General features: G+C 39.7%; 16 protein-coding genes. 13 read left to right on the top strand and 3 right to left on the bottom strand.

Annotation, left to right across the window (positions count from 1 at the left end; genetic code table 11):
* The first annotated feature begins 64 nt into the window (after positions 1 to 64).
* The 8 genes from AC4MRV_RS04845 to AC4MRV_RS04810 all read left to right on the top strand — a co-directional run bounded on the left by AC4MRV_RS04845 (position 65) and on the right by AC4MRV_RS04810 (position 4,375).
* Complete coding sequence (locus tag AC4MRV_RS04845; protein WP_491186295.1) at positions 65 to 613, top strand: hypothetical protein; 549 nt, start codon at positions 65 to 67, stop codon at positions 611 to 613.
* Between the two features lie 128 nt (positions 614 to 741).
* On the top strand, positions 742 to 1,725 hold the full coding sequence (locus tag AC4MRV_RS04840) for a hypothetical protein (protein ID WP_491186294.1): 984 nt from the start codon (positions 742 to 744) through the stop codon (positions 1,723 to 1,725).
* Between the two features lie 14 nt (positions 1,726 to 1,739).
* Positions 1,740 to 2,288 carry an HK97 family phage prohead protease gene (locus tag AC4MRV_RS04835; protein WP_491186293.1) on the top strand — a complete coding sequence of 183 codons (549 nt, stop codon included), beginning with the start codon at positions 1,740 to 1,742 and terminating at the stop codon, positions 2,286 to 2,288.
* Between the two features lie 72 nt (positions 2,289 to 2,360).
* Positions 2,361 to 2,690 carry a hypothetical protein gene (locus AC4MRV_RS04830; RefSeq protein WP_491186292.1) on the top strand — a complete coding sequence of 110 codons (330 nt, stop codon included), beginning with the start codon at positions 2,361 to 2,363 and terminating at the stop codon, positions 2,688 to 2,690.
* Between the two features lie 12 nt (positions 2,691 to 2,702).
* A complete protein-coding gene (locus tag AC4MRV_RS04825) occupies positions 2,703 to 2,960 on the top strand; it encodes a hypothetical protein (protein WP_491186291.1) in 258 nt (85 codons plus the stop codon).
* 306 nt (positions 2,961 to 3,266) lie between these two features.
* Positions 3,267 to 3,590 (top strand): hypothetical protein, encoded by a 324-nt coding sequence (locus AC4MRV_RS04820; protein ID WP_491186290.1) that lies wholly within the window; start codon positions 3,267 to 3,269, stop codon positions 3,588 to 3,590.
* A gap of 23 nt (positions 3,591 to 3,613) precedes the next feature.
* Positions 3,614 to 3,892 carry a hypothetical protein gene (locus tag AC4MRV_RS04815; protein ID WP_491186289.1) on the top strand — a complete coding sequence of 93 codons (279 nt, stop codon included), beginning with the start codon at positions 3,614 to 3,616 and terminating at the stop codon, positions 3,890 to 3,892.
* A 9-nt stretch (positions 3,893 to 3,901) separates the two neighbouring features.
* Positions 3,902 to 4,375: a helix-turn-helix domain-containing protein gene (locus tag AC4MRV_RS04810; RefSeq protein ID WP_491186288.1), complete on the top strand. Its 474-nt coding sequence runs from the start codon at positions 3,902 to 3,904 to the stop codon at positions 4,373 to 4,375.
* 1,228 nt (positions 4,376 to 5,603) lie between these two features.
* Here the strand turns inward: AC4MRV_RS04810 and AC4MRV_RS04805 are convergent.
* Complete coding sequence (locus AC4MRV_RS04805; RefSeq protein WP_491186287.1) at positions 5,604 to 5,810, bottom strand: Rha family transcriptional regulator; 207 nt, start codon at positions 5,808 to 5,810, stop codon at positions 5,604 to 5,606.
* Positions 5,811 to 6,028: 218 nt separating this feature from the next.
* On the opposite strand from AC4MRV_RS04805, the gene AC4MRV_RS04800 reads away from it, so the two are divergent.
* Positions 6,029 to 6,598: a YceI family protein gene (locus AC4MRV_RS04800; protein WP_491186286.1), complete on the top strand. Its 570-nt coding sequence runs from the start codon at positions 6,029 to 6,031 to the stop codon at positions 6,596 to 6,598.
* 119 nt (positions 6,599 to 6,717) lie between these two features.
* Here AC4MRV_RS04800 and focA read toward each other — a convergent pair whose 3' ends face one another.
* Positions 6,718 to 8,163 carry a formate transporter FocA gene (gene focA, locus AC4MRV_RS04795; protein WP_491186285.1) on the bottom strand — a complete coding sequence of 482 codons (1,446 nt, stop codon included), beginning with the start codon at positions 8,161 to 8,163 and terminating at the stop codon, positions 6,718 to 6,720.
* 239 nt (positions 8,164 to 8,402) lie between these two features.
* Here focA and AC4MRV_RS04790 point away from each other — a divergent pair, with 239 nt between their 5' ends.
* Complete coding sequence (locus AC4MRV_RS04790) at positions 8,403 to 9,308, top strand: LysR substrate-binding domain-containing protein (protein WP_491186284.1); 906 nt, start codon at positions 8,403 to 8,405, stop codon at positions 9,306 to 9,308.
* A gap of 172 nt (positions 9,309 to 9,480) precedes the next feature.
* Positions 9,481 to 9,966 (top strand): DUF1097 domain-containing protein, encoded by a 486-nt coding sequence (locus AC4MRV_RS04785; RefSeq protein ID WP_491186283.1) that lies wholly within the window; start codon positions 9,481 to 9,483, stop codon positions 9,964 to 9,966.
* Between the two features lie 119 nt (positions 9,967 to 10,085).
* Here AC4MRV_RS04785 and AC4MRV_RS04780 read toward each other — a convergent pair whose 3' ends face one another.
* Complete coding sequence (locus tag AC4MRV_RS04780) at positions 10,086 to 11,714, bottom strand: ATP-dependent endonuclease (RefSeq protein ID WP_491186282.1); 1,629 nt, start codon at positions 11,712 to 11,714, stop codon at positions 10,086 to 10,088.
* Positions 11,715 to 11,944: 230 nt separating this feature from the next.
* Between AC4MRV_RS04780 and AC4MRV_RS04775 the strand changes: the two genes are divergently transcribed.
* Positions 11,945 to 13,696 carry a bifunctional metallophosphatase/5'-nucleotidase gene (locus tag AC4MRV_RS04775; protein ID WP_491186281.1) on the top strand — a complete coding sequence of 584 codons (1,752 nt, stop codon included), beginning with the start codon at positions 11,945 to 11,947 and terminating at the stop codon, positions 13,694 to 13,696.
* Between the two features lie 451 nt (positions 13,697 to 14,147).
* Positions 14,148 to 15,107, top strand: a complete 960-nt coding sequence (locus AC4MRV_RS04770; RefSeq protein WP_491186280.1) for a TerC/Alx family metal homeostasis membrane protein — start codon at positions 14,148 to 14,150, stop codon at positions 15,105 to 15,107.
* Positions 15,108 to 15,392: the final 285 nt, after the last annotated feature.

Raw genomic sequence — 15,392 nt, 5'->3', positions numbered from 1 at the left:
TCCCTTTTCCCCTCTCTTTTTAACACCTTACAACGAAACACTTAATATCATGGATGATTATATTATGAAACTTATCAAAACAACACCGAAAGAACCAACACGAGAAAGCATTATCGACAAGATTAGAGAAGTTAACAAAGAAATGCTAACTACTAAAGAAGATATCAAAGAGCTTACTAATGTAACTTGGAAGAAATTAAATCAAGTTAAAGACAAGCGTAAACTCCTACATTCTCAGATTATGAAGCCTTTTAATAATTTCGCTGTAGATAAAGATAATCTTACAGAGAAGGCACTTTATACGAATGCTTATGAAAAGTTTGAAGTAGATGGTATTTATTCTAGTTCTTTTACTATCAGAGAAAAGTTATCAATCCTTAATGGGATGTATCAAGCTTATGCTGAAAGAGGTTTATATGATAATAAGATAGTCAATTTAACAAATAATGGAATTGAATCAATTATCTTTTCAGTAATGAGTGATTATCAGAAGGATTTACATGAAGAATTCACACGATTCAAGAAAGAAGAGAATCTTATTAGAAATGATTTAAGAAAGCTAGAAGGGCTATCTTATACAGTTAATATGATTATTGGAAAATCTTGCGTCTAGCTATGTGATGCTAATAGTTGAGTAAACAACGATATAAAATCAATAAAAACTACGGAATGCTCTTTAATGGGTAGAGTTTAAAGAACCCATCAACTTATTTTAATACAGTTATAGAAGGACTTATAACTATGAAACTATCTACTAAAAGGATTGAAGAGATCGATGCGATCTCTAACCAAGTACATGCTCTTAAACAAACTAAAGGTTTTGAAAAGAAATCAGTTAACGAGCTATCTAAGATGATCTCTAAAGGTGATTCTAATATTCCTCTGCGTTCTTATATTGGTATTTCAGAGAGTACTCGATCACCTATGTATCATTGGCGTAGTCTAGAGGTTAAAGCGGGAAGTACAGATATTACAAACACTGTACTAGGTAAACAGCCTTCTGTTAAGACTCCTACTACTGCTTATAATACTTATCGTGAATCAATTCTATTTGATGCTGTAGAAACCCTAGCTGCTCCTAATGGTGTAATAGCATTAACAGCCCTTAATATTGTTGAACCTGCTACCGTACAGGCTAATGAAGCTGATGCTATCACTGCTTCTGGTGCTTCCTTCGAATGGGTGCCTCTTAAGCTTACAGATGTTACTTATCTAATCCGCATGTCTACTCAAGCTATTGCCGATACTCAGGCTCTAGATGCTTATGAGCAAGCCATTATTACAGAAGTTAATAAACTCTGTGCTACCAAAGCTCTAGAGGATTTAAAAGCTATGGCTGAGACTGTAACAGCTACAGAGACAGCAGCTCTAGATAAAGTCAATGAAATGATTAAAAGCCTTCCTAGTGAAGTAGAGGGGCGTTTGTTAGTGGTTAATAAAGCGGATGCTCTAACACTTGATAAAGCTCTTATGGCTCTAGGTCTTGAATCTATTGAGGATACTAAAACCCTATTCGGCGTTCCTGTCCTTCTTTCAGAGGTTGCTAATAGTGGTGTAATGCTTATTACTAATTCAGCTCTTATCTATCGCTCTGGTAATGCTGCTATCCAATATGGTGATAATGCTGATGATTTCTCTACGAACCAACGTACTTTGAAAGTCCTTGCACGTATCAAGGGTACTAAGATTGCTGCTCATCCAGTATATCAAATTTCCCTAGCTTAATAGGGGATCTAGTTATGCAGATCAAGCAATTCGATATTGAAGAAATCGGTTATGATGGTTATCAGGTATCAGGTTATGTTTCTATCTACGATACTGTAGATTCTCATAAAGATGTAGTTAAGAAGGGGGCTTTTGATGAAGCTGTTTCTAAATGGCAATCAGATAAAGAGAGTAACCACATTTATCTCTTCTCTAACCATGAATCAAAATCACTTCCAGTAGGTAAAATCTTACAACTAACTTCTGATTCTGTAGGACTTTATATGACAGCAGAGTTAACTAAAGATTTAGAGAAAGCTGAAGAGATACGAAGTGATTTACTTGGAGGTGAAGAAGTAGGTTTAAGTATTGGCTACATTGCTAAAGACTCTTATACAGAGGGTGATATTCGCTATTTAGAAAGCGTTGATTTAGTAGAAGTAAGCTTATTAACTTATAAAACCCCTTCTAACCCTTATACATTTGTCTCAGAGCAAAAAGCTACTGAAGATGAAATTAAACTTGATACAGTTGAAGAGATTAAAGCTTATCTTACTGTACTTGAAATGATTAATCTTAGCTAAGAAATCGCCATTAAGCCCCTTTTAGTTTCTGTCATTACTATTAGGGGCTTCTTTTTTAATAAGGGGTAATATATGGCTAAATGCTACTTCTTTAAACGCAAAGAACAAAATAAGCCCTTTAATATTAATAAGCATAGTTTTAAACATGCTAAAACAGAATCAGAAGAGGTGAGAATAATGATTTTTAAGAAGTGTTATCTTTCAGCAATGAGGCTCTATGAAGAGTTAGAAAATAACTCTGATAGTATGGGTTATTGTAAGATAGGTTACAATCAACTCGGCAATAATCTAGGCTATACAGGAAATTATGTAAGGCTTAATCTTATGCCTATGCTAGTAAGTTTCAATATGGTAGAGCTAGAGAAACAGCATAATAAGCGAGTTTACTTTAAGTTAATCTAAACTGAGTTAGATATGAATGATATTAACAAACGTAAAAGAGATATTAGTTGGGAAACTGGAAGTTCTATTAATGAAGCCGCCTATCTGATAGGTCAGCTTAATAAGCCAGTTAATACAGAAGAATCCTGTAATATTGAAATACAAGAGAATACATTAATAAGTGCTATTGTTTCTCAACGTAGTCAAGGAAAAATCTGGAGAGAGTTAGAAGCTATTTTTGACATCCCTCAAGCTACGTTAAGACGTAAATTTAAAAAGATTACCAAATAACCTAAATACATATCATATATAGCTCTAAAAGCTCCTGTAAGAGCCTCTAAGGGGTGTGTCACTATATACAGCTATATAGCTATTACCCTTGGGAAATGACACACTTAGAGCGTTACCTTAAGCCCATATTTGCATATAATAAAATGGGTTTAAGAAAACGTTTGCTTTTCTCTGAATAGGGGCGTATGGTAAATAGAAAATTAGGTGAGCTGATTTGACACTAGATACCAGCTCTAAAGATTGCAAGTATAGACAGTGCCCTTATGGGGTGCTGTCTTTTTTTTTTACCAAGAGGAAATAAGAAATATGAAACTAATTGAAAGAGAGATAGGCGATGTTAAATTATTGAAACTCGCATTAGCTATGTCAAAAATATGGGACTTGGCAGAAAAGGCGAAGAAAGACGGAGCTAGCCCCATGTTATTTGGGCATTTAGCTGGAGTAATAGCGGACGGTTTAAATGACATGGCTGAGAGGCTAAATATCTCAACTGAGACAGCAGAGTCAGTATTGCTTGAATATACAGTTTGCGCTCTCTTGCCTAACTATTCACTAGATACGCTAAAAATTAGTGAGCCCGCATCATATGACAGTTTTGGTTATCTATTTGAAGAAGTAGAAGAAGAGTAATTAATTATTAGAAGGGGCATTAAATGGAAAAAGTAACAATAGAGACTAAGAAAGGTGAGAGTATAACGCTTGAACCTAAGCCAGAATCTACACTAGACGGGCATCAAGTAAAGATAGCCAATCTCAGAGAATACTTTGAGAATAAGCTAACAACTATATCCAGCAAGTTAAAAGCTACTAAGGTATTAGATTATTATTCTACTGAAGAGTACACGGTAATCCCTGAAGCTCAGATTAAGGCTAGAGTGTGGGTATGTATCAAAGAAGGTATAGAATCTACTGACTATGGTAGACCCTTTTAAGGGGAAAATATGGCGGAGAAGTTAAGCCAGTTCGAGATAACACGGTTAATAATACAAACTGATTTCTCTGATACTCTCACTCATAGGGATAAGCTTGTATTACTGACTTACAGTGACTATCTAGGGAAGCATAAGGATAAGGATTACCTTTATTGCTTTGTGACTCTAGAGCAAATAGCGACTCATACGGGGGTTAAGCCTAACAACCTTTCTACTATCAAGAAGAAGCTAGAGAGCTTGGGTTACCTCTTCAAGTCTCGGAATGATAAAGGGGAAATATACGGGATTAACGTTAGTAAGTTTCCCTCAAAGGTTACAGAAGCAGATAGAAAGGCAATGAAGGAAGCAGAAGAGGAAAGGAGAAAGGAGAGTAGGAGAGAGCCTTTGCCTATGTGGACAGAGCCTAGGAATAGCTCTGAAGGGGTAGTTATCGTAAAAGCTCCTGATGTTGGGGAGATATCAGAAGAAGATAGGGCTTTTTAATGATTCTTGTTTTGAGATTATTTATTCTTATTTTGAGAATGGATACTCTTAAAACAAGATTAAAAACTCTTGAAATAATAGCGTAACAGACTATTAAGAAACTATTTTAACAAACTATTTATACTACCTATACTATTTAACCCTATTCTTATTTTAAGATTATTATCTAGTTACTGCTATTCCTTAATGCTTTTCTTTAACTCTGAAAAAAGATTAAAAGAATTAATACTCTCTAGTTACTGCTATTCCTTAACGATACCCCATATAATCAAATCCCTTCTTCAGCGTCTCTTTTATCCCTCCTTCAGTGGGTAATCTATGCTGGACTTCTTTTAATTAACAGAGGTAAACAAGATGAATACAAACTATTCTACAAGTCATGACTATGAGCATATAGCAACTAAAACAGTTACATTCAAAGGGCATAAATTAAAGAGGGGAAAAGTAGTACCTACTCATTTAATAGGGACTCTGGTTAAAGCGGGTTTAGCTAAAAGACATGGCATCCCTAGACAGTAATTATTTTAACTCCTACAAATCATCCTGTAACTTTCAGGTGTATCATATGCTAAATCTCCTGTAACACTCTATAATGCACTTTAATACTAAACTTGATAAATGATAATGATGTTATTATAAAGCCTCTTAGAATGGCTTACAGATCCATTTATGGGGATGCTCTTTACTATGTAAACAGGATCTTCTCGGAGATATCCTAGTTATAATCTATATGGGAAAGTTTCAATAATCCCATTTTTTATAAATTTCATTGGGGCGTGTGCTCTTGAATATCAAGCATTTACGCCAAATAACCCCCCCAATAACCATAAGATCATTAAAATAAAGATTAGTGTAATTGGATTAGTAAAGAAAGCGATGATTGAAGCTTTAAAAGCATACAGAAGTACTCCGCTGATAGTAGGTATAGCCCAATGCCAAACATTCATTTATTTCTTTCTCTTAATTTCTCTCTCTCTCAGTGATTAGCTTCTGAGTATATTCAAAGCATTTTATCAGCTCTTCATGCTCTCTGATGCTTTTACTGAAAGTGTTACGTTGTGACTTTCTTATCTCAGAGGTTAAGCTTATGTTATGTAGTACCAATAAGAAGAAGCATATAATAATAAGAAGATTGGTATTCATGTTTAAGATGTATTCAATCATATCTTTAATAATCTAGTAGTCTAGTTAAGTAGGGATATAGTACTAACACTAATCGTAATAGTATTCAATAGCCAGTGATTAAGGTATTAACCAAATCTTCTGGTAGTTCAATCATTGGGTTTTTCTTACCATTCGTCGCTTTATAGTAGCGCGCAAATCTGCGCTGTACTTCTTCATCCATCTCAAGAGCTTCAAACATCACTCGGCAGTCACGCATTACATCGTTGTGACGCTTGCCAGTTAGTTTAGCAATCTCTAATGCTTCAAACATGTTTCTTTTCCGCCTAAATACCTCTTTGATTGAAACTCTGTAGCCAGCTTTCCATTCATTCAAATTTATCTAATGACTTGTTCAGAACTTTTGTAGTGTCTAAGTGACTAATTCGACTAGATTAACTACATTACTAAGTCAGTGATTAGAGTTAGTCTGCCTAACTTTATATTTAGAGTAAAACTCAACACGCTACGCAAAATGATAGGAGCTTCAAAATGAAAAAAACGTTATTTGCTACAGGACTAGCTATGGTTATGGCACTGCCTTTTGGTGCGAGCGCAGCGGACTACGTTATTGATACGAAAGGCGCTCACGCGTCAGTTAACTTCAAAGTAAGTCACTTAGGCTACAGTTTTATTAAAGGTCGTTTTAATACTTTTGATGGTGAATTTTCTTACGACCCAGCGAACGTTACAGCGTCTAAAGTGACAGTAAATGTAGATACTCGCAGTTTAGACTCTAACCACGCTGAGCGTGATAAGCACATTCGTAGCTCGGACTTCATAGATGCATCCAAATTCTCAACAGCGACATTTAAAAGCACAAGTGTAGTTGACAAGGGCGATGGTAACTTAGAAGTCAAAGGTGATTTGAATCTACACGGTGTCACTAAACCAATTACGATTGATGCAGAATTTATTGGTGCAGGCCAAGACCCATGGGGTGGTAAGCGCGCGGGTTTCTACGGTACAACTCGTTTAGAGCTAGCCGACTTCAATATCGCAGTGATGGGGACATCAAGCTATGTTGATATGGAATTGCATGTGGAAGGTATTCAGAAATAATACTTTAATCACACCCACTTAATGAAGAAAGCCCTCAACATAAGTTGAGGGCTTTTTTGGTCAAGCGACTTATTTCCCGACCAAAATCCTAGCGTTTTTGACGTTGCTTAGTAATATTTTTATGCTGTTTCTAATTCACGCTCAACTAAAGTGACGCGGTCACCATAAACAGTTCTAAGAGAAGAGAGCACGTTTTCACGGGTAACTACGCCAACAAACTTACCATTCTCGATAACAGGTAAGACATGTGGTTTGCTTACCTTCATACTTTTAGCGCGCTCTTCCAATGATAATGTTGTAAATTGTGTCGCAATCCCCATGCTGGTTGTCGGATAAAGTTGCTCTTTATCAATACATAGGTATTCCGCAACATCGACAAGTTTGTCTGAAGAATCAATTGCAACAACATCGCGAGACATTAAATCTACTACCTTCTGGCCTTGAGTCGGAATGTAGTCTTGGCACCAAAGATCGACCATCACATCATGTGCTGAGAAGAATCCAACTAAACGTCCTTCGATGTCGACAACGGGTGCGCTAACCATATGGTGATCTAATAGAGTGTCGATAGCCGCTGGTGTTGTCATTTCTGCGCCTAGCGTAACTGGGGCAGGGTTCATGATATCTTTAACAAGGATAGTTGTGTTCATAGTGGTTTCCTTAACTGACGTAATATTAGTGGTTGTTGTAATAGAAGAAACAGATGCTGCTTTTAGTTGTGGTCGACGGTAAATACACCAATTCGCGAGCCCAACGAGTACAGCGCCCCCCACGATGTTTCCTAAAGTCACTGGAATTAAGTTCGCGGTGACAAACTGGTAGATATTCAAATCTGCGTACTGCGCTGGAGTTGCACCGACTTGCGTCCAAAAAGCGTCAGGCGCGAAACTCTGAATTACGATTCCAAGCGGTACCATAAACATGTTAGCGACACAGTGTTCGAAACCGCTTGAGACGAACATCGCTACAGGCATTATTGTCATTGCAGCTTTCGTTAGTGCGTTGGCACTGCTGAATGTTAGCCATATGGCGAGACAAACAAGTAGGTTACATAACACCCCCAAAGCGAAAGCTTGAATTGTCGTGTGATGCAATTTGTGCTGAGCGATATTGAGAGCATTCAGCCCCCATTGACCGTGAGCCATTTGATACAAGCCCGCTGCAGATACTATGGTGAGTAGTAGCATGGCTCCGATAAAGTTACCGACGTACACCTTGCCCCAAACACTTAGCATCTTCATGAAACTGATTTGCTTATTGGCCCATGAAATGCTCGACAAAACGGAACTGGTAAATAACTCGCCTCCGCAAATGACTATTAGAATCAATCCCATACTGAAAGCTAAGCCTCCAGCTAGGCGACTGAGTCCCCAGCCCGTGTCAGAGCTTCCGGTTGTAACCGTAATATAGAAAAGAAAGGCGAGCCCGATAAACGCGCCAGCCATAACGGCAAGGCTTAGTGTCATTCCGCTGCTTTTCTTCGCCTTACTCATAGCAAACTTCTCAGCTTCAGCCATCATCTCGATGGGTGAGAAATATTGGTTATTAGTTTGCGCTTGTGTCATTGCCGCTCCCCAATGAAATACATACATACCTCCTGATGTTTGCAACGCATCATCGCTGTTGCCAATTCAGATTAATGGCCGAGCTACTACAGGTAAAATTGATAATTTTTAAAATCCTTATCAAAAATATTGATAAGGATTTTTGAGGGAGTAGAATGAAACGGAATGCGTATTTGTCAGAGAATTCATACGCATAGAAAGCTAGGTAACAATATTATAAAAACAGGGATAGGAGTCCTATGCGCTACTCTTTAAAACAACTTGCAGTATTTGATGCGGTTGCCGATACCGGGAGCGTGAGTTTAGCTGCTGACAAACTCTCGTTAACTCAATCAGCGACAAGTATGTCCTTATCTCAGCTTGAGAAGATGCTTGGCAGACCACTGTTTGAGCGTCAAGGCAAGCAAATGGCATTAACTCATTGGGGCATGTGGCTGCGTCCAAAAGCAAAACGATTACTCCAAGATGCCCAGCAAATCGAAATGGGCTTTTATGAACAGCATTTGTTAAGTGGTCATCTAAAACTTGGCGCAAGTCAAACACCCGCAGAACACTTAGTACCGGACCTTATCAGTATTATTGATAACTCATTTCCGGAAATGCGAATATCGCTGAAAGTAAAAAGTACTGATAGCGTCATGCAGGGTGTGTTGGACTACAAATACGACCTTGGAATCATTGAAGGGCGCTGTGATGACAACCGTTTACACCAAGAAGTTTGGTGTCGTGATCACTTAACCGTCGTTGCGGCCGCCCATCACCCATTCGCACTACAAGAAAAGGTCAGTTTGGCACAGCTTGAACAAGCCAAATGGGTACTACGTGAGCATGGCAGCGGCACTCGCAAAATTTTTGATAGCTCCATTCACCATTTAATTGAGGATTTAGATGTTTGGCGGGAATATGAACATGTGCCCGTACTAAGAAGTATGGTGGAACACGGGCAATACCTTACGTGCCTCCCTTACCTTGATGTTGAGCGCTACATCGAGAGTGGGCAATTAGTCGCTTTGAATGTACCAGAGCTCAATATGGAGCGGACATTGTCATTCATATGGCGTGCTGACATGGTTGAAAACCCGTTAGTGGAATGCATTAAACGAGAAGGGTTGCGAATGATGAAGGGCAAACCATCAGTATTGTAATGCGCGCCTTATTACCTAAATCTGTTGAAACATCGATTGCATCACGTAAATATTACTATTTATTCATTTTGTTACCCATAAAGTGTGATCTGTGTATTACTGGTTGTTATCAATTCTTCTTAATATGCGGTCTTGTACTTTTGATGTGTCAAAGCACACGTAACGAGGCGTTATGAGCACACTAGTCGCGATTGCATTAACAACGGGTATTCTTTCTGGTTTATGGGGATGGCTTGCCATTTCACTTGGACTCCTCTCATGGGCCGGATTTTTAGGGTGTACCAGTTACTTTGCTTCACCAACCAGCGGGTTTAAGGGTTTAGCCCAAAGTTTGGTAACCAATATGACAGGCGTATTTTGGGCAATGGTTATTATTCATGCTTCACAGTACGCATCATTGGAAATTTTAGGCTATGTGATTACAGCGATTGTTGCGTTTTTAATGTGTATTCAGGCAAAACAAAGCTTGCTTACTTACATTCCAGGCACATTTATTGGTTGCTGTGCAACGTTTGCTGCTGCAGGAGATTGGAAATTGGTTGTCCCTTCGCTCATTTTGGGTGGCATTTTCGGATACCTAATGAAGGCAAGCGGTTTATGGCTACATCAAAAGGCAAACCAAGCGCAATCAAGTGCTGAGCTACAAGCGAGAACTTAATTGTGTGCCCAGATTCTTCCTGATGGATTTGGGCAACCCCCGATTGATTTGTATCGAAATAGATACGCGGCATTGATGGTCATCATCAATGCCGCTTTTTTATGCCTTAATACCACAACTTACGTATTGCCATTCGCCATGGTGACGACGCGTTTTAACGTCCAACGTAATAGCAAAGGTATACATTCCATTCCTCGATCTTCGCAGTGAGAAACGATCGCAAGCGCTAAGTCGGGTTTTGCAAACTTTTTAAGCACTTTCGTTACTACTTTCTTAGCGGGGATTGGGTGGTCGTGTGGTATACGAACCATATCTTTAAAAAACAATTCAAAGCCGTTGTTATAAAGAAAATGTTCGATATCCCTATCAGGTAATTCTGTTAAGCGATGTCTTTCTTGATCATTGCCTAGCTGGGCTCTTACTGCGGCTGAATATTTTTTACCAGCAGCGTCGCCATCGGTCACCACATGCCAGTCAATGCCAAATGCTTTAGCGACTTTAAGTAGCGATTTTAGCCCTGATTGCGCAAATTCAATAATCTGGACTCCCTCAGCTGCAAGATTGTAACCACATTGATTAGCGAGTTCGTTAAACAGCCAAACTTCGGTTTCACCTTCGACTAGCAGCCAGCACCGTGCGAACAATGCGCCGGAACGGTGGAAACGAATATGGAAGCCAATGCGGCGGAGCTCGTCGCGACTTAAGCCCTGTGACGGTAAATACGTGGTAATGGTTCGATCCGACTGTCGAACCAAGCGTCTTATAGAATGGAGTGGCACTTGGCCAAGTAACTCGCCACTATTTGTGGTGAGAATCTTCTGCATAGGCAGGAGTTGTAATAAGCTCCAAGCTCGGGCTAGGTGAGTAGGGTGTAGGCGGCCTTCAGGATCTTCGATGATCAAGAGCGGGCGAGCGCATCGTCTTAATTGATTGGGACCTTTTGCTTGTAGGTAAGCATTAAGCAACCCCATAAACAACAGTCGAGTTTGTTTATCATTTTCCTCGACGACTTGAGATAAGCGTTTATTGCTGGGCGAAGAGTTAAAGAAAATTCCATCTCTTTGCTTACGTATGTTTTTGCGTGAATTGGACTTAAATGAGAAATAATGATCAACCAATACCCCCATTGAATTTAGGCTGCTCTTCATTTCGCCCTTGTTGACGTGTCCAGGAACGGCCATTAAACGTCGGCATGTATTATTTATTCGCTTTTCAATACGAGTATTGTTGTCGCCGTTTGTACCAATGGGCCTTTCAAAGCGGCGAGAGTCCTTGAGACGTATTACGGGGTGTAACGTCATTAACTCCTGGGCGAGTTTTTCGGAGTGATGCAAAGGCATAGGGTTACCTTGCTCATCAAGGAATGCGTAACGGGTGTTAATATCATAGCCGTCACGACTGGCGCTCAGTCGATAAATAATCTTGTTGGTGCCTTGATCATCTTTAATCCAAATAGGCTTGATCTTACGGTAACGACCTGAATGAACCTCATTTTTGTCATTCGATACTAAGCTCAACACAATTTGCAGATGTTGTGTTTGTGGGTGTGCAATCGAGTAATCAACGTGGAAATCAGTCATCTCAAACTGATAAGGAATGCCCTCAGCTGGCAAAGCAACAGAAAGCGCATCTAATAACGATGATTTACCCCAGGTGTTTTCACCGATTAATGTCGTGAGTTCATCAAAAGCGATTGATAAACGCTTTATACCGCGAAAGCCAGAAATTTCAATTCGCTCTAGCTGCATATAGTAACTCCGTATGAGCGTCCTCTAATTAAGCATAATAGAAAACTGTCGAATAAGCAGGAGCTTAGCTCACAATCTTAGCTTTATGACTCAAAACTCATAAGGCTAGGTCAATGATTTAGTTCATATTTGTATGTGCAAGAAAAAACGGCTTGCAATAAAAATGTGAAAGTTAATGAATTTGTCATATTGGATGCGTTACGATGTAGTGGAAAAGAGAGAAGATAAATATGACAGATAAAAAGAATAAGCCAGCTAAGATTAAGCTGGCGCACATTAACGATACGCACTCCTATTTTGAACCAACCTCACTACAGCTTACTCTTAATGTAGAGGGACAGACACTACAGCCCTATGTTAGTGCTGGTGGATTTGCTCGCATTGCTTCGAGAAAACAACAATTAGAAAAGCAAGCTAAAGATAATAAGCAAGCGTTTCTATTCTTGCATGCTGGCGACTGTTTCCAAGGTACGCTTTATTTCTCTCTGTTTAAGGGAGAAGCCAATGCGACCATGCTGAATACGTTAGCCATTGACGCCATGGCTCTAGGGAATCATGAACTGGATATGGGTAATCTTCCGGTTGCCCAATTTGCCCAACAAATTGATTTTCCACTACTTGCTGGAAACTGGGACTTATCTAACGAAGACAAATCCAAAGCTTTGCGACTAGATGACAATGAAAAACTGATTACCTATAACTCAGAAAACCAAGCTGCAAACTGGATAGTAAAGCAGGCACAAGAAGAGCCTGTCGCGATTTTCTCTTTAGCTTTAGATAAGATGGCAGACATATCAAACCCAGACCCCGATACACCCTTTGTCAATGCACTGGATACGGCGCGAAAGACAATCTCAGAAATAGAGAAAGAAGGGATCAACAAGATTATATTGTTGAGTCATATGGGCTATGAAGCTGATTTAGAGATGGCTGAGAAAGTGTCAGGCATTAGTCTGATCGTGGGCGGTCATAGTCATCGCTTACAGGGTGATTTCTCTAGTTTAGGTCTAAAACAAGACGATCCATACGGTATTGAGATAAATGGCACACGAGTGGTTCAAGCTGGTTACCATGCATTGAGTATGGGGCACTGTGACATTGAATTTGATGCGAGCGGTAAAGTTGTCGAATTTTCTGGGAAAAATGAATTATTGCTTGGCCGACGTTTATTTATTGATGCCAGCATGAATGAATCTCGCGATGATGATTGTTATGGGATAGCACGAAAGTTCATTGATAATCATCCGAATGTGCATGTGTGTAAGAAAGACAAAGCAGTACAACAGCTTTTGATTGAACGCTATACGAACCAAGTTAGAAAGTTACAGTGTGACTATATTGCTCGTGCACAGAAAACTATGCGCCATGTACGTATTCCTGATGAGAGCGGGCCTAGTGAATTAGCGCCACTTGTGGCTGAGTCTTTTGCCTATGTGATGAATCAAAAAGGGTATGATGTCGAATTTGCTATCCACAATGCTGGCGGCGTCCGAACATCACTTAACCCAGGCGACATCTCAGTCGCCGATATAGCGGGAAAATTGCTTCCTTTTGCCGTCCCAATAGGCGTTTACGAGCTTAAAGGGAAACACATTGCCGCTGCGTTAGAGGGGGCAATCAACAATGCACTTAACAATGGCGTTGATGGCACTGGAGATGGCTCTTATCCCTATACGTATAATTTGAGCTTTAGCTATGATGCGAGTGCTGTAAAAGGTTCACGTGTTAAAGACTTGATGATATTCAGTCCAGATATTGGCTGGAAAGCGATAGAAGATGAGAGATATTACCTTGGAACTTCATCGGCTTACACAATGAAGGGCAAAGAAGGGTATGAAGCGATCCAGAATATGAAAGGCGAGGGAGTTGTAACGACAGAGTCGATGGCCGATTGCTTTATTACATTACTCAAAGACTACCCAGAATCAATCAATCGTAAAGGCTCTGAATCAAGTAAAGGTGCTTGGCATAGAGGTTGCTAGATCATTCCCGGAATGTTGTTATATCAACTGCTCGGGGGAGTTATGTGGAAAGACTGGATTGATGTAGCGGTAGTCGTTAGCTGGGTTGGAGTGTGGTCCGCATTGGTCTATTTTATACCAATGTCGGGTGTTTAGTGCTCGATCTAAACGTACGTAAAAAGGAGTGAATTTATTTGCTCCTTTTTTTGTTTTTTTACTAGACGAAAACTCAAACCGGGAATACAATCCGCGCTGTTTGGGGAGTAGTCGCCTCTGGTTTACTTATCGTCATCTCGTTAGGGTTCATCCTATCCGGTAAGTATAAGTGGCAATGATATCTGTATGATTGAACGCCATTTCGACGAGACCAACGTAATCAAATATTCCACGTCAAATATTGTCAGGCGTGGGTTGGTTTGTTTGCGGTGGGATCGTCAATCAATTCCTCGATCCCTCCGCCTTTGGAGGTAACATGACCCCATCTACATACATCGGCTTCGCTATATTGACACTCACCATGGTCGCACTAGACATCTGGCAGACCCGTGGTGGCAAAGTGACAATTAAAAAAGCAGCGATCTGGAGTGTATTCTGGTTCTTACTGGCATTTCTTTTTGCTGGAAGTATTTATCTATTTTGGGATTTTTACGCACCAAGCAGTAGCTACAGTGCAGAAAAAGCAACCGTATCATTTTTAACCGGTTACTTACTCGAAAAATCACTTAGCGTAGATAACCTCTTCGTCTTTGCAATTATCTTCCATCAATACATGGTTCCTGAGCATTTACGTCCAAGGGCTCTGCTGTGGGGCGTAATAGGTGCGCTTGTACTGCGTGCGATTATGATTGCTGTAGGCGCTCAACTATTGGCTCAGTACCACTGGTTACTATACGTGTTTGCATTATTCCTTATCTGGACAGGTATTCAACTTGCACGAGATAAAGGCGATGAAGAGATAAACCCGCTACCTGAAAAACTCATCCGAAAATTTGCGTCCGTTACGGATGATTTTAGAGGAAACGCGTTATCGGTGGTTGAGGGTGGTAAGCGCCTTCTAACGCCTATGGCTATCGTAATTGGTGTTATTGCATTTATGGATGTCATGTTTGCATTGGACTCTATCCCTGCGATTTTCGCTGTTACAAGAGAACCGTTCTTAGTACTTGCGGCTAACGTATTCGCGTTGTTAGGTTTACGTTCTTTGTACTTTGTATTGCAGGGGATGATGGATAAGTTTATTTACCTTAAACCAGCTCTGTCATTCATCATGGTATTTATAGGTATCAAGATGATGCTGGTCGGATCCGCATGGGAAATCCCGACGCCGGTTTCACTACTTGTACTACTAGTGACGATGACGATAGCTGTAGTTGCATCGATTGTTAAGAAACGGAGAGAAGCGCATTCTTCTGTTCTAAGTACCAGTAAATAAACTAATTACACCTCGAGACAAATCCCGCTGTGCTCACTTTTGTTGTGTAAAATAATTGTGATCTCACAGCGGGCTTTTCTTACTCGTAAAAATAATTATCTAAATATACTGAATGTTAAGTCGATTTTTATTGCTATTTTTGAATAAAGTGAAATGTCAATTGTTGCAAGGTTGTTTTATTAGATAAACTAATCCGAATGTGGAAAGTTTTTCATTTTTTGAGGTGTGAATTATTGCTTATTATTGCCTCAACGAAACGAATTATACGATTTATAGAGAGGCAAT

The sequence above is a fragment of the Vibrio sp. genome (assembly GCF_984391705.1).
This window is presented reverse-complemented; position numbering and strand designations above follow the sequence as displayed.

Coding starts and splice junctions, on each gene's coding strand:
- AC4MRV_RS04840 (WP_491186294.1), top strand. CDS start 742: ATGAAACTATCTACTAAAAGGATTGAAGAGATCGATGCGATCTCTAAC.
- AC4MRV_RS04845 (WP_491186295.1), top strand. CDS start 65: ATGAAACTTATCAAAACAACACCGAAAGAACCAACACGAGAAAGCATT.
- AC4MRV_RS04770 (WP_491186280.1), top strand. CDS start 14,148: ATGACCCCATCTACATACATCGGCTTCGCTATATTGACACTCACCATG.
- AC4MRV_RS04815 (WP_491186289.1), top strand. CDS start 3,614: ATGGAAAAAGTAACAATAGAGACTAAGAAAGGTGAGAGTATAACGCTT.
- AC4MRV_RS04800 (WP_491186286.1), top strand. CDS start 6,029: ATGAAAAAAACGTTATTTGCTACAGGACTAGCTATGGTTATGGCACTG.
- AC4MRV_RS04780 (WP_491186282.1), bottom strand. CDS start 11,714: ATGCAGCTAGAGCGAATTGAAATTTCTGGCTTTCGCGGTATAAAGCGT.
- AC4MRV_RS04830 (WP_491186292.1), top strand. CDS start 2,361: ATGGCTAAATGCTACTTCTTTAAACGCAAAGAACAAAATAAGCCCTTT.
- AC4MRV_RS04785 (WP_491186283.1), top strand. CDS start 9,481: ATGAGCACACTAGTCGCGATTGCATTAACAACGGGTATTCTTTCTGGT.
- AC4MRV_RS04790 (WP_491186284.1), top strand. CDS start 8,403: ATGCGCTACTCTTTAAAACAACTTGCAGTATTTGATGCGGTTGCCGAT.
- AC4MRV_RS04805 (WP_491186287.1), bottom strand. CDS start 5,810: ATGTTTGAAGCATTAGAGATTGCTAAACTAACTGGCAAGCGTCACAAC.
- AC4MRV_RS04820 (WP_491186290.1), top strand. CDS start 3,267: ATGAAACTAATTGAAAGAGAGATAGGCGATGTTAAATTATTGAAACTC.
- AC4MRV_RS04775 (WP_491186281.1), top strand. CDS start 11,945: ATGACAGATAAAAAGAATAAGCCAGCTAAGATTAAGCTGGCGCACATT.
- AC4MRV_RS04810 (WP_491186288.1), top strand. CDS start 3,902: ATGGCGGAGAAGTTAAGCCAGTTCGAGATAACACGGTTAATAATACAA.
- focA (WP_491186285.1), bottom strand. CDS start 8,163: ATGACACAAGCGCAAACTAATAACCAATATTTCTCACCCATCGAGATG.
- AC4MRV_RS04835 (WP_491186293.1), top strand. CDS start 1,740: ATGCAGATCAAGCAATTCGATATTGAAGAAATCGGTTATGATGGTTAT.
- AC4MRV_RS04825 (WP_491186291.1), top strand. CDS start 2,703: ATGAATGATATTAACAAACGTAAAAGAGATATTAGTTGGGAAACTGGA.